General features: G+C 71.3%; 12 protein-coding genes. 4 read left to right on the forward strand and 8 right to left on the reverse strand.

Annotation, left to right across the window (positions count from 1 at the left end):
* Positions 1-498: 498 nt before the first annotated feature.
* Positions 499-984, forward strand: coding sequence for a hypothetical protein (locus WMF24_RS19515; protein ID WP_437737940.1), 486 nt, complete (start codon positions 499-501; stop codon positions 982-984).
* Positions 985-1,127: 143 nt separating this feature from the next.
* Here the strand turns inward: WMF24_RS19515 and WMF24_RS19520 are convergent, their stop codons facing one another.
* Both WMF24_RS19520 and WMF24_RS19525 read right to left on the reverse strand, forming a co-directional pair.
* Positions 1,128-2,504 (reverse strand): MFS transporter, encoded by a 1,377-nt coding sequence (locus WMF24_RS19520; RefSeq protein WP_437737941.1) that lies wholly within the window; start codon positions 2,502-2,504, stop codon positions 1,128-1,130.
* Positions 2,505-2,745: 241 nt separating this feature from the next.
* Positions 2,746-4,401 carry a serine/threonine-protein kinase gene (locus WMF24_RS19525; RefSeq protein WP_437737942.1) on the reverse strand — a complete coding sequence of 552 codons (1,656 nt, stop codon included), beginning with the start codon at positions 4,399-4,401 and terminating at the stop codon, positions 2,746-2,748.
* 424 nt (positions 4,402-4,825) lie between these two features.
* On the opposite strand from WMF24_RS19525, the gene dusB reads away from it, so the two are divergent.
* Complete coding sequence (dusB, locus tag WMF24_RS19530) at positions 4,826-5,812, forward strand: tRNA dihydrouridine synthase DusB (RefSeq protein ID WP_437737943.1); 987 nt, start codon at positions 4,826-4,828, stop codon at positions 5,810-5,812.
* Between the two features lie 101 nt (positions 5,813-5,913).
* Here the strand turns inward: dusB and WMF24_RS19535 are convergent, their stop codons facing one another.
* From WMF24_RS19535 to WMF24_RS19560, 6 genes are all read right to left on the reverse strand, one after another.
* On the reverse strand, positions 5,914-7,419 hold the full coding sequence (locus WMF24_RS19535) for an HAD-IG family 5'-nucleotidase (RefSeq protein WP_437737944.1): 1,506 nt from the start codon (positions 7,417-7,419) through the stop codon (positions 5,914-5,916).
* A gap of 186 nt (positions 7,420-7,605) precedes the next feature.
* Positions 7,606-8,169 (reverse strand): STAS domain-containing protein, encoded by a 564-nt coding sequence (locus WMF24_RS19540; protein ID WP_437737945.1) that lies wholly within the window; start codon positions 8,167-8,169, stop codon positions 7,606-7,608.
* A gap of 7 nt (positions 8,170-8,176) precedes the next feature.
* Positions 8,177-8,743, reverse strand: coding sequence for a SpoIIE family protein phosphatase (locus WMF24_RS19545; protein ID WP_437737946.1), 567 nt, complete (start codon positions 8,741-8,743; stop codon positions 8,177-8,179).
* Entirely contained in the window at positions 8,740-9,315 is a 576-nt protein-coding gene (locus WMF24_RS19550) for an ATP-binding protein (RefSeq protein WP_437737947.1), read from the reverse strand. The genes WMF24_RS19545 and WMF24_RS19550 overlap by 4 nt, the downstream gene beginning before the upstream one ends.
* A 575-nt stretch (positions 9,316-9,890) precedes the next feature.
* Positions 9,891-10,526, reverse strand: a complete 636-nt coding sequence (locus WMF24_RS19555) for a hypothetical protein (protein WP_437737948.1) — start codon at positions 10,524-10,526, stop codon at positions 9,891-9,893.
* Between the two features lie 341 nt (positions 10,527-10,867).
* A complete protein-coding gene (locus WMF24_RS19560; RefSeq protein ID WP_437737949.1) occupies positions 10,868-11,140 on the reverse strand; it encodes a hypothetical protein in 273 nt (90 codons plus the stop codon).
* Positions 11,141-11,280: 140 nt separating this feature from the next.
* Here WMF24_RS19560 and WMF24_RS19565 point away from each other — a divergent pair, with 140 nt between their 5' ends.
* Positions 11,281-12,021 (forward strand): NTP transferase domain-containing protein, encoded by a 741-nt coding sequence (locus WMF24_RS19565; protein ID WP_437737950.1) that lies wholly within the window; start codon positions 11,281-11,283, stop codon positions 12,019-12,021.
* The gene (locus WMF24_RS19570; RefSeq protein ID WP_437737951.1) at positions 12,018-13,013 is read left to right on the forward strand and encodes a GHMP family kinase ATP-binding protein; all 996 of its coding nucleotides are present in this window, start codon (positions 12,018-12,020) and stop codon (positions 13,011-13,013) included. Before WMF24_RS19565 ends, WMF24_RS19570 begins: the two co-directional genes overlap by 4 nt.
* Positions 13,014-13,055: the final 42 nt, after the last annotated feature.

Genomic DNA, 13,055 nt, shown 5'->3' on the forward strand with positions numbered 1-13,055 from the left:
ACGTTAGCGCGCCGCGACATCCCCGTGATCGAGCCGCTCGTATCCGGGTGACCATCACGGCAGCCCCGCAGAGATAGGCGCTTTCATCAGGCCAGATTGTCCATGGCGCCGCGGGCCGACTCGCTCGTCGCGCTGGCCAGCCCGGCCCCATGAGCCCTGACGCCCGGCGCGCCGGCCGTGAGCAGCGGGCATGTCGCGCCGTGAGGCCGCGGGCCGACGGAGCGCCGCTGGGCCGCGCCGGCGGCCCTCGCGGAGAGCGCGCGAGCGCGCGCCGCGCTGCGAGCCCCGCACCCCAGCGCCGCCATCCCGCGCGCGGCTCCGTCGCCGAAAGCATCCATGGTGTCTCAGGTGTCCCTTCTGGGGGAATCGACACCACTCCCACAACACCACACATGATCCCGCGACGGGGAAGCTCAGATCCCCGCGTGTCAACGCCTGTCGCCGCGACGGGCGTTGACGCCATTCCAGATGGATTGATGTGCACAGGAGAATGGGAACATGAGCCAATTGACGAAGTTCGCATCGCTCGTCGCCCTCTCGACGGCTCTCTCCGTCGCCGGTTGCGTGGGCGACGCGACGGCTTCCGACGACACGAGGACCCCGGTCGACGAGACGCAGCAGGCGTCTCAGACCGAAGAGATGGATTCGGCGGATCAGGCGCTGAGCGCGGAGCCGGCGACGGACGTGAGCTCGGAGGACCCGAGCGCAGCAGACCCGGGCTCGGCAAACCCCGGCTCGACGGGCTCCGGTGAGGAGGAGAGCGCGAACCCGGACGCGGCGCGCCGCTGGGGCTGGGGCTGGGGCGGCTTCGGCTTCCACCGGCCCTGGGGTTGGGGCGGCTTCCACCGGCCCTGGGGCTGGGGCGGCTTCGGCTTCCGGCCCTGGGGCTGGGGCGGCTTCGGCTTCCGGCCCTGGGGCTGGGGCGGCTTCGGCTTCCGGCCCTGGGGCGGCTGCGGCGTCGGCTGGGGTGGCTGCGGCTGGTGATGAGCGCTCAGCGCCGCACGACACAGTGACGTGTCCGCGCGGCGCTCGATGAGAGAACGAAGGGCGGAAGCGCCGCGGCTCGGTCCTCGCCGCGGCGCTTCACGCTGTCATGGCATCACGATTTTCCCGCGCGCCAGCGCGGATCAGGCGTCGGCCTCGGCGAGGCTCGGGATGCGGTTCACGAGGAAGCGGGTCCTCATGTAGCACCACCAGGTGAGCGCCATGCACGTGAGATAGAAAACGAAGAAGTACATGAGCGCCGTCGTCGCCCCGCCCGTCGCCTTGATCGAGGCGCCGAAGCTGCGCGGGATGAAGAAGCCGCCGAGCGCCCCGATCGCCGAGGTGAGGCCGAGGACGGCGGCGCTCTGCCGGCGCGCCGTGTTGAGGGCCTCGTTGCGCGCCGCCTCGCCCCGGCCCTGCGCCGCGCGCAGGTGGTCGCGCCGGAAGAGGACCGGGACCATCCGGAAGGTCGAGCCGTTCCCGATGCCGGTCGTGATGAACATGATCATGAACATCGTGACGACCCCGGCGTAGCTCTTCGCGTCCAGGAAGTGGATGATCCCGAGCGACGCGAGCCCCATCACCACGAAGTTGCAGAAGGTGATGCGCGCCCCGCCGATCTTGTCCGCGAGGTAGCCGCCGAACGGGCGCGCCACCGAGCCGATGAGCGCGCCCAAGAACGTGAGCTCGAGCGTCACGCTCGGGAACTGCATCTTGAGCAGGAGCGGCAGGGCCGCCGAGTAGCCGATGAACGAGCCGAACGTCCCGATGTACAGCCACGCGATGATCCAGGTGTGCTTGTTCCTGGTGGCGGCCATCTGGTCCTTGAAGTTCGACTTCGCGGACGCCAGGTTGTTCATGAAGAAGTAAGCGCCGGCCGCAGAGATGAGGATGAAGGGGATCCACATCAGCCCGGCGTTCTGCAGGTAGATGCCCGACTCGGTGTGATACCCTCCGATCGCCGCCGCGACCGCGCCGGGCCCGATGAGGATGGGCACGAGGAGCTGCACGTTGCTGACGCCGATGTTGCCGCCGGCGGCGTTGAGCCCGAGCGCCAGGCCCTTCTTCTTGTCCGGATAGAAGAAGGAGATGTTCGCCATGCTGGAGGCGAAGTTGCCGCCGCCGAGCCCCGCGGACCCGGCCGCGACCGCCATCAGCCAGAACGGCGTGTCGGGCCTCGTCACGAGCACCGAGAGCGAGATCGTCGGGATGAGCAGCAGGAGCGCGCTGACGATCGTCCAGTTGCGCCCGCCGAACCTCGGGACGGCGAACGTGTACGGGAACCGGATCAGCGCGCCGACGAGGCCCGGGATCGCGACCAGCAGGAAGAGCTGGTCCGTCGTGTAGTTGAAGCCGACCTTGGGGAGCCGGGTGGCCACCACGCTCCAGAGGAGCCAGACGGAGAAGCCGATGTTCTCGGCGATGATCGACCAGATGAGATTCCGACGGGCGATCCGTTTCCCTGTCTTCTCCCAGAACACGTCATCGTCGGGGTTCCACTCGGTGATCAACGTCGACATCTGTCCTCCTCGTCAGATCGGGCACCGCCGCGGCGAATCACGATGATCCGGACCGGCCATGTCCGATCAATGCACGCTCTGCACTGGCCTCCGGGTAGTACAGGCGAGGAGCCAACAGCGGAGTTTCTCTTGTGTTTCCGATCCGTTTCGACGCACTTTTCCTGTACGCCGCAGCGTTGAAGACGAACTCACCAACGCTCGCCGACGGGGCGATGCGCGCGCGGCGCTCTCGTGTCGTGGGTTATCGCGCCGTGGCCGAGCGCGTCGAGCCGCCCCGCGTCGGGGAGATGCGCTCGGGGGGCGCCTCGGGGAGGCCGAGCTTCTCCGCGCGGCTCGCCGCCCAGAAGCGCTCCGCGTCCGCCGGGCTCCAGGCGGACTCGTCGAGGAGCGGGATGAGCGCGTCGAACAGCGTGCGCGCGCTCTGGAAGCGGTGGCGCGGGTCCTTCGCGAGGCAGCGCAGCACGAGGCGGTCGACCGCGCGCGGGACGACAGGGCCGCGGCGCACCGACGGCGCGACGGGCGCCTTCGTCATGTGCGCGGCGAAGAGCTGCCCCGACGACGAGCCCTCGAACGGCAGCTCCCCGGTGAGCAGGAAGTAGAGCGTGCCCCCGAGCGAATAGATGTCGCTGCGCGCGTCCGCGCGGTCGCCGCGGCACACCTCGGGCGCCATGTACGCGGGCGTCCCGCAGAGCATGCCGCTGTTCGTCAGCTCGGTGTCGCGGCCGCCCTCGACCATCCGCGCGACGCCGAAGTCGAGCAGCTTGAGGAAGTCGTGATCGTCGCCCACGCGCGTGACGAACAGGTTCTGCGGCTTGATGTCGCGGTGGATGATCCCGGCCTCGTGCGCCTCGATGAGCGAGCGGCACGCCTGCAGGGCGAAGCGCAGGGCGCGCGCGACGGGCATGGGGCCGTAGCTGCGCACGATCGCGGCGAGATCGGCCCCGCGCAGGCGCTCCATCGCGATGTAGTAGATGCCGTCGTCGCTCGCGCCGAAGTCGAAGATCCGGATCGTGTGCGGATCGCTCAGCTTGCTGGCAGCGTGGGCCTCCTGCTCGAAGCGCTTCAGCACGGCCGGGTCGGGCGCGTCGCGCGTCCTGAGGAGCTTGAGGGCGACGTCGCGCTGGAGCGTCTCGTCCCAGGCGAGCCAGACCTCGCTCATCCCCCCTTTGCCGATCGGCGCCTCGAGCCGGTACCTGCCCAGCTTTCGCGCCTGATAGACCTGCTGCTGCGCGGCCCACACCACGTGGCTCGACAGGGCCCCGATCACCCCCGAGGCCGGCACGAAGATGTAGTGGCTCGCGGCCGTGAGCAGCGTCGTCGGGTCGAGCCACGACGCGTGCATCGACGGCGAGAAGAAGGCGGCGATGCCCATCGTCGCGGGGAACGCGAGGAACATCGGCGCCGAGGCGACGAGCGCCTTGCCGAACGGCGCCGGCACGAGCGCCGTGCGGAGCAGCACGACGATGGAGAGCCCGTGCATGTACGCGCTCGTCAGGCCGCCGAAATCAAGCGCCATCAGCGAGATGAAGATCGCGGCGGTGAGGAACGCGGCGTCGTACCCGAGGAGCACGACGCGCCCGGACACCGTCGGCCGCCCCGAGAGCCGGTACACAGCGATGGCGATTGCCTGCTCGACCACGCGCAGGACGATGCAGCGCCATACGGGCGCAGCGGGGTAGAGCACGGTCGCCATGAAGAGGTCGACGAGCGTGAACGCGGGCCAGATCCAGAGCGCGACGCGGAAGGCGCGGCGGACCGCGCGGCGGACGCTCTCGGTGTCGTGGGCCGTCAGCGCGCCGCGCCCCCCGAAACCCGGGCTTTTCTCTCGCTCCCTGAGCATGCGCGACGACGCCGAGCGCTCAGCGCGGAGGGCGTCTCTGAGCAGCGCACGCTTCATGGCACTCTCGAGGGTCGCCAGAGCCACGACGCACGTCAAGCGAGGGTTTCGGCCTTCTGCGCCGGCCGGTTTCCTCGGTCACGGTGCCGGGCCGCGCCGGCGGCCGTCTCCCACCACCCCGGCTGCTCCACCGACAGGGCCACTCGCCGCCCCACCTGCCGTGTCCGTGCGCCGCGCGCGAGCACCTCGCGAGATCACGAGTCCACGCCGCGGCGCGGCGGCGCGACGCAGGACACCGGGAGGACCCGGGCTCTTGCGACGCGTCCGGCTCCCGGCCCGCCGCCGCGGCGCGCGCTCCCGGCGCCGCGGGCCGGCGCCGCGGGATCGAGCTCGGCGGGCGCCTGCGTCCGCTTTCGCGGCGTGGGCCGGGCGGCGGCGGGCACCCTGGTCAACCGGCCGGATCCATGCTTGAAAGCTCGCCACCGTGCCGCTGTCTCCCGAAAGCTTCCGCCGGCTGTTCGCAAGCCGCCCCGTCATCCTCGCGCCGATGGAGGACGTGACCGACGCCGTCTTCCGCCGCGTCTGCCGGGATCTGGGCGCCGAGCTGTGCGTGACGGAGTTCGTCAACGTCGAGGGCCTGCTGCGAGGGTGCAAGAACGCGCGGCGCAAGCTCGCCCTGGCCGAGGGCGACCAGCCGACGGCGATCCAGATCTACGGCGCCAACCCGGAGCGCCTCGCCGAGGCCGCGCGCGTCGCCGAGCAGGCGGGGCCGGCGTTCCTCGACATCAACTGCGGCTGCTGGGTGCCGAAGATCGCCGGCCGCGGCGCGGGCGCGGGCTGGTTGCGCGATCCGGAGGCGATGGTGGCGATGGCCCGCCTCGTGGTGCGCACGGTCGCGCTCCCGGTCACGGTGAAGACGCGCATCGGCTGGGGGCCCGAGTCCCACATGCCGATCGTCGACCTCGCGCGCCGCCTCGAGGACGCCGGCGTCGCCGCGCTCACGATCCACTGCCGCACCGCCCAGATGGGGCACAGCGGCGCGGCGGACTGGACGTGGGCGGCGCGCGCGCGCGAGGTCGTGTCCATCCCCGTCGTCGTGAACGGCGACATCAAGACCGCCGACGACGCCGCCCGCGCGCTCGGCGAGACGGGCTGCGCCGGCGTGATGGTCGGCCGCGCCGCGATCGACCACCCGTGGATCTTCCGCGAGGCGCGCGCCCTGCTCGACGACGGCGCCCAGCTCCCGGGGCCGACGGCCGAGGAGCGCCTCGCCCTCTGCCGCGCGCACCTCATCGCGAACACCGAGGCGCGCGGCGAGCCGCACGGCGTGCGGGTGACCCGCCGTCACCTGACCGGCTACCTGCGCGGCCTCCCCGGCGCGTCCGCCCTCCGGCGCGAGCTGCTCTTCTGCGACAGCCTGTCGGGGTGCCTCGACATCCTGGACAGCGCCGCCCAGAAGCTCGCCGCCTGACCGCTGCCTGCATCCTCGACAGCGCCGCCCAGAAGCTCGCCGCCTGACCGCTGCCTGCATCCTGGACGGCGCCGCCCAGGAGCTCGCCGCCTGACGGCTGCCTACATCCCCACGGGCGTCGCGTCGTCGACCGGGGCGGGCTCGCCGTTCTGCCGCTCGGCGCCGGGCGGCGCGCCCATGGGGTCGTGCGGCAGGCTCCCGCGGTGCGAGCGCAGCAGCACGTGGGGCGTCGCCAGGAGGAAGTTCGATACGCGCGACGTGTAGATGTCCGCCGACCGCTCGATCTGCCGGGCCAGGTGGCTCTTGTCGTTCCCCGTGCGCAGGAGCAGCCCCCACCGCGGGTTCAGCGTCTCGGCCGACGCCTTGGCGAGCGGGGCGATCCGCGCGTCGAGCGCCGCGAGGCTCAGCTTGAGCTCGTTCATCTTCGCCTGGATCTCGAGCTCCGTCGCCCCGACGACCGGCCCGTAGCCGGCGCGCATCCGCTGGAGCTCGAGGCGCAGCCGCGCGTAGGCGCGCTCCATGTCCTCCTTCTCGCGCATCCAGAGATCGAGGCGCGCCTCGGCCCCGCGCGCCTCCTCGATCGCGAGGATCTCGTCCTCGAGCTCCCGGATGATCAGCGCCGTGCGCCACCGCAGCACGCTCTTTGACACGTGCACGTCTCCATAGATGTGATCGCCGATATAGAGGATCTCGTCCCCGGAGATCCGCAGGTGGTGCTCGACGAGCCCCGCGTTGCCGCCGAGGTAGTGTCCGCCCTCGCGCAGCCTGCCGGCCGGACGCAGGAGGCCGTCCTCCGTGACCACCTCGAAGAGCGGGCTCCGGCTCGAGAAGAACTCGGGCTTGCGCGCGGACACGATCACCACGTCGAACAGGTCGCGCCACGTCTTGCCGTCCGGCAGGAAGCGGTCGAACGCGTAGCTCATCATCGCGCGCGTGTAGACCCACTCCGAGTTCGTGATCAGGACGAGCTTCTTGCCCGCCTCCCGCTGGTCGAGCAGCGTGAGCGGCGTCTCCGGATCGAGCAGCACGAACCGCTCCGGATCCGCGATGATCTCGGCCTTGAGCTGCCCCTCCATGTGCGTCGCGTCGAGGCGGTCCTTCACGCGGCGGTAGAGATCACTGTAGCCGAGCACCTCGGGCAGGCGGCGCTGGTCGAGCAGGTCGACGAGCTTCGCGTACATGCACCCTTCCGAGAGCGAGAACAGCGTGTTCAGGAACACGTAGCGCCCGTCCGCGAGATCGACGATCGTCCGCGCGTAGGTCGCGCGCTGGGCCTCGAAGTCGATCGGCTTCGTGCCGTGATAGGCCCGCTTCACGTAGCCGAACCGGTTCACCTTGAGCAGGTTGCCGAGCTCGGTGTCCAGGATGAGCCCTCGTATCACGAGGTCCGGCTCGAACGTCAGATCCCCGACCGGCCAGCCCTCGCTCTCCAGGAGATGCCGGAGGTGCTCATAGGCCCGGCGCTCCCACGCCTCCACCCGGTAGTGGATCAGCGTATAATCCATGTCGTACCCGATCGCCTTGATCGAGCGGAGATTGAGCGTCCGGTTACAGAAGATCCCCCGCTGCTTGGGCGGCGGAGCGGAGAGGCAATCCAGCTTGTCCATGGTGATGCGCCCGGAGAGCGGGCGAGAGGCATACCAGGGACCCACGGCTTTGCCCACCGGGACCATCGCCGTCACCCGGCCGTCGCCGGATCGCGAGCGCGTCCGACGCGTGCGCTCGTGTGCTCGTCGGGGTCGCCGTGTCCCGGCGCGCCCCGGCGGGGTGGGCCGGCCGCCCCCGCCGCGCGGTCAGCGGCGCCGGAGGCGGCTCTTCGAGCCCTGCCGGTGATCGGCGCTCGCGGCGGCTCGCGAGGGCCGCGCGGCCGGCAGCGCGCGACGCGCGTCGCCGCGGTCGTCCGCCTCCCAGCCGTCCTCGTCGTCGTCCTCGTCGTCCTCGTCGTCGAACAGATCGTCGTCGTCGTCCTCGTCGTCCTCGTCGCGCGCCTCGGCCCGGCGCACCTCGAGCCCGAGCATCGTGAGCGCCTGCTCCAGCGTCAGCGCCGTCCTCACGGCCTCGAGCTCGACGCCCATGGCCTGGAGCGTCATCGCGATCTCGGGGCTCAGCCCGGACAGGATGGTCGGCGTGCCCATGAGCCGCGCGGCGGAGGCGAGGTTCGAGAGAACGGCGCACAGGTGGCTATCCATGATCCACACGGCCGTGAGATCGATGACCAGCCCCTTCGCCCCGCTCTCGTGGATGGCCCGCAGCACCTCGGAGTTGAGCTGCTCCGCGAGATCGTCTGTCACGTCCCCCTGGATGGGCACCAGGATCCGGTCCCACAGGTTGATGATGGGAAGGCGCTTGAGCTCCATGGTCATCCTAAGGTTCGATGTCGGCGATCAAGACGGTTGAGTCGTCGTGCGAGCGCCGGTGTCGGCTCATGAGGGCGCGGCAGGTCTCCGCGGCCTTCAATCCACGAAAGAGCGAGAGATCGAAGCGGGGCGAGATGCCATCGGAGAAGACCGCGAGCCGGTCGCCCGGCGCGAGCTGCGCGTCGAAGATCCGGACCTTTCCGAGCGACGCGCCGAGGATGCCCGGGCTCTGGAGCCACTGCACGCGCGTGCCGTGGGACATCAGCTCGACGTTGCCGATGCCGCAGCCCTGGAGCCGCCCGTCGCGGAAGCGGCAGATCATCCCGGCGGCCCCGCGGGTCCCGCGCATCCGGGCGTGGACGCGGTCGACGACGGCGCGGACCTCCTCGCCCGGCGGCGACTCGGCGAGCGCCTCCAGCGCGACGCTCGACGCGGCCGCCGCGTGCTCGCCGTGGCCCAGCGCGTCGATCACAGCGAAGAGACACCCGCCCTCCGCGGCGCGCACGAAGGCGGCGTCGCCGCTGACACGCTCTCCATCCTTCGGCAAGATCGCGTACTCCACGGCGATCTTCACAGATAGACCTCGATTTCCACCCGCGTGCCCTTCGGTCCCGAGTCGATCTGGAAGCGATCCGCCAGCCGCTTGACGCCGATGAGGCCGCGGCCCATGCCGGTCTTGCTCTTGTAGCGTCCGGCGAGGATCTCCTGCAGGTTCTGGATGCCGCTGCCCTCGTCCACGGCGACGATGACGAAGCGGACCGGGCTGTCGCGCTGCACGGCGATCTCGATCGTCCCGCCGGGGGTATAGTGGACGATGTTCCGGGCGAGTTCGCTCACGATGGTGGCGACCTTGTGGGAGGTGAAGCTCTTCGCGCCGGCGGCGTCGCAAACGGCCTTCGCGTTCAGGCGCGCCTCGCTGATGTCGGCCTCCTTGTGGATGGCCATGATCTTCGAGCGACGCGACGGCCGATCGCCGCCGATGGCCGAGATCTCCGACCTCAGCCGCCCGAGCCGCCCCGGATCGACATAGAGGCGGGCCCGGCGCTCGATGCTCGGGATGATGTCGGGGAGATCGTCGAGCGAGAACTGCTCCGGCTGGATCTCCGCCTCCCGCATGGCCCGGAGCAGGACTCCCTCTGCATTCATCGCCGAGAGATAGCCGAGCAGGACGTTGAGAATCTGTTCGTGCGCGGGAGTCATCCGGGGAGAGCCTGGAAGGGCAGGTTACCGGGGCCCCGCCCCCGCGTCGAGTACGCGACGACCGCGTCCGCGGCCCGCAAGGCCTGCGCGCTGGACATGCCTGTGCCCGCTCGGATGTAGGTCGCGCGGCTCGCCCGCCACCCGCGCCCTCGTACCGGGTCGAGTCCGCAGGACGCCACCTGTGCGCCATGACCTCGGGACGCTCCGTCCTGCGCTCCAGGCCAGGCGCGTCTCGCCAGGATCGCGGATGGATTCCTTGTCACCGCGTTGCGGCGGCCTGCGCGCCGCTCTCTCCCTGTCCGCCCGGCGCGTCGCCCCGGACGCCACCGCCCGGCGCGTCGCCCCGGACGCCACCGCCCGGCGCGTCGCCCGGACGCCACCGCCCGGCGCGTCGCCCCGGACGCTACACGCCCCCGGTGCGACGCTCCAGCGCTGGCCGCACGCCGTCCACTGCAGCGGGCGGCCGAGCGCAACATCAGGCAACGCTCATGCCCGGATGGCGGCAGGAGCGTCGGCGTCGCTCAGGTCGGGTAGTACGACGCCTGACCCTGGCGCAGCTCCTCGGTGATCTTGTTTTCCTCGAGGAGCTTCTTGATCGGCTCCTGGAGGTCCGCTGCGGGGGTCCCCATCGCCAGCGCAAGATCCTCGATCCCCTGCCCCGGCTCGATCTCCACGTGGGCGAGCAGCGCCTCGGCGATCTCGTCCCCGGGGATCCCCGCCGGCGCGTTCTCCGGGTTGACCGGGGTCACCGTGCCAGCGGCTTGCTCGGCCCCCTTCTCGCCGGCCGTGACGGCGGGCGCCTGGGCGCTCGCGGCGCCGCCGGAGCCCGCGGCGCCGGAGCCCGCGCCGCGACGCCCCTTCGCCGGCGCGACCGCCGGACGGGCGGCGCTCCCGGCCTTCCGCGGCGGGGCCGCCTTCTTGCGCGAGGCTGCGGCGCGCGCCGGGGCCTTGCGCGACGGCGCGCTGCGGGCCGGCGCGGCCGGGCGGGTCGGCGCTGGCGCTGGCGCGCGCACGGCCTTGCGGCCCGGTTTGGTGGGAGTCGCGGCGGGCCCAGCCGAACTCCCTGCGGCCTTGATGTCGACTTCCAGGTACCGCGCAGCGTCCTGGATGACGGCCTTGCGGGCCAGCGCCCTCATGCCCTCCAGGAACTCGGCCACCAAAGCGCGAATCTCATTCTCGATCTCGACATCGGATATCACGCAGCCGCCGTCTCATGAATCCCCCGGAATGTCAACGTCTTCGACGCGCGAAGGCGCGCATTGCCCGGAGAATCCCGGACATTTCACGCGACGGTCGACGCCCGCGCCCCCGCGCTCGACGCCTCGCCGGGGCCACGGCGTCCGGTGTGAATTTGCCGCTCTACCAAATGAAATGCTGGCAAGATCTGAAACTCATCGACAATCATTTCGGGACGCGCCGCGCCCGGCGTCGGCGAGCCGCGCGCCTGGCAGAGGTTGACTTGCCGCCGGCGCGTCCGTCCCGGGGTGGTCCTGTGTGCTCAAGCCGCCTTGACGGCGCGGAGCGGCGCGCGGCGCAGCGGGCGGAGCGGCGCCGCCGCGAACGCCGCGCCGAGGGCGAGCCCGCGGAGGGTCAGCCGCATCCGGAGGGCGTCGAGGTAGCCCTCGCGGTGCAGGGCGGTGATCGCCCGGCGGACGTCGGTCCGCCGCACCTGGAGGGCCGAGGTCAGCGTGTCGAGGGTCACCGTCTTGCCCTCGCTCTGGAGGGCTGCCAGCGTCCGGAGAAGATGCGGAGCGAGGTCCTTGTTCGTCATGGCACCGACCTTAGTTCAGTAGCTGAACGGTCGTACAGTTTGTGGCGACGATTTCTTCGGACCGCCCGGCGCGGCGCCCGCGGCGCCCGCGGCGCGCGCGGCGCGCCAAATGCGGACGTCGTCTGTGGTACGTCCCGCTCGTGCGCGCCGACGCCTCACCTCCTCAAGCCGTGATCCTCGCCGGCGGGCTCGGCACCCGGATGTACCCGCGGACGGAGCGCACGCCGAAGTTCCTCCTCCCCGTGGCCGGCAGGCCGTTCGGGGCGTGGCTCCTCGATCGGCTCGCCGCGCTGGGCTTCGGCGAGGTGGTCCTCTGTGTGGGACACCTCGGCGACGCCATCCGGGCGGCGATGGGCGACAGGTTCGCGGGGCTGCCGCTCCGTTATGCCGACGACGGCCCCGTTCTCCTGGGCACGGCGGGCGCGCTGCGCCGCGCATTGCCTCATCTAGCCCCTGTGTTCCTCATGACCTACGGCGATTCGTATCTCCCCTTCGACTATCTGGCCCCGCTCAGGGACCTGTGCGCGCACCCCGACGCGCTCGGCACGATGGCCGTGTACCGGAACGAGGGCCGGCTCGACGCCTCGAACACAGCGGTCTCGGGCGACCTCGTGGCGCGTTACGAGAAGCGCCCGCCGGGCGCACCGCCCGCCCCTGCGCTCGACCACATCGATTACGGCGCGACAGCGCTCCGCCGCGAGGTCGTCGAGGCGCTGCCGGCGGGCGCGCCGCTCGGCTTCGATGCGGTGCAGCGCGACCTCGCGTCGCGCGGCCGCCTGCGGGCGCTCGCGGTCGCGGAGCGCTTCTACGAGATCGGCTCCGAGCAGGGCCTCCGCGACCTCGAGGCCGCCCTCGGGGGCTCGAGGGAGGAGCGGGGATGATCGTCTCTCGCGCCCCGGTCCGCTTCTCGCTCGGAGGCGGCGGGACCGATCTGCCGGCCTACTCCGACCGCTTCGGCGGCTACCTCGTGTCGGCCGCCATCGACAAGTACATCTACGTCACCGCCAACAAGCGCTTCCACCGCGACATCCGCCTCGCCTACTCCAAGACGGAGATCGTCCCCTCGGTCGACCGGATCGAGCACCCCATCTTCCGGGAGGCGCTCCGGATGACGGGAATCGAGCACTCGATCGAGCTCACGAGCGTCGCGGACCTGCCCGCGAACTCGGGCCTGGGCTCGTCGAGCTCGTTCACGGTCGCGCTCCTCAACGCCCTGCACACGTACCGGCGCGACTTCGTCTCCTCCGAGCAGCTCGCCCGCGAGGCGTGCACCATCGAGATCGAGCGCCTCGGCGAGCCGATCGGCAAGCAGGACCAGTACATCGCCGCGTACGGCAACCTCACGGCGTTCACGTTCTCGCCGGACGGCTCGGTCCACGTCGAGCCCGTGCCGGTCCGCGACGAGGTGCTCGACGAGCTCGAGAGCAACCTGCTCATCGTGTGGAGCGGCGTCGAGCGGCCGGCCAGGGTCGTGCTCTCGGAGCAGGGGCGGCGGCTCCAGGACCTCGAGCCCGACGTCGTCGCGCGGATGCACCGCATCAAGGAGATCGGCCGCGACGTGCACCGCATCCTCGTCACCAGCCGGCTCGACGACTACGGAGAGCTCCTCCACGCCCACTGGACGCAGAAGCGTAAGCTCGCCTCCAAGATGACCGACGACGTGCTCGACGAGATCTACGAGCTCGCGCGGGGCGCCGGCGCGCTCGGCGGCAAGCTGATGGGCGCCGGCGGCGGCGGCTTCTTCATGTTCTACGTCCGCCCGGCGGAGAAGCGCCGGGTGCTCGACGCGCTCGCCGCGCGGGGCCTGCGCGTGCTGCGATTCCGCTTCGATCTCGACGGCGCGCGCATCGTGGCGAACCTGCACCGGTCGTGAGCGGGCGCGGCGGCTCGCCTCCAGCTGGGCATCTGCGCGGGA

Origin of the sequence: Sorangium sp. So ce1335 (assembly GCF_051521615.1) — a bacterium.
Classification (GTDB): domain Bacteria; phylum Myxococcota_A; class Polyangia; order Polyangiales; family Polyangiaceae; genus Sorangium.

Excerpts from the sequence above, each read along its gene's own strand:
- WMF24_RS19515 (WP_437737940.1), top strand. The coding sequence starts at position 499 with ATGAGCCAATTGACGAAGTTCGCATCGCTCGTCGCCCTCTCGACGGCT.
- WMF24_RS19520 (WP_437737941.1), bottom strand. The coding sequence starts at position 2,504 with ATGTCGACGTTGATCACCGAGTGGAACCCCGACGATGACGTGTTCTGG.
- WMF24_RS19525 (WP_437737942.1), bottom strand. The coding sequence starts at position 4,401 with ATGAAGCGTGCGCTGCTCAGAGACGCCCTCCGCGCTGAGCGCTCGGCG.
- WMF24_RS19535 (WP_437737944.1), bottom strand. The coding sequence starts at position 7,419 with ATGGACAAGCTGGATTGCCTCTCCGCTCCGCCGCCCAAGCAGCGGGGG.
- WMF24_RS19540 (WP_437737945.1), bottom strand. The coding sequence starts at position 8,169 with ATGGAGCTCAAGCGCCTTCCCATCATCAACCTGTGGGACCGGATCCTG.
- WMF24_RS19550 (WP_437737947.1), bottom strand. The coding sequence starts at position 9,315 with ATGAATGCAGAGGGAGTCCTGCTCCGGGCCATGCGGGAGGCGGAGATC.
- WMF24_RS19560 (WP_437737949.1), bottom strand. The coding sequence starts at position 11,140 with ATGACGAACAAGGACCTCGCTCCGCATCTTCTCCGGACGCTGGCAGCC.
- WMF24_RS19570 (WP_437737951.1), top strand. The coding sequence starts at position 12,018 with ATGATCGTCTCTCGCGCCCCGGTCCGCTTCTCGCTCGGAGGCGGCGGG.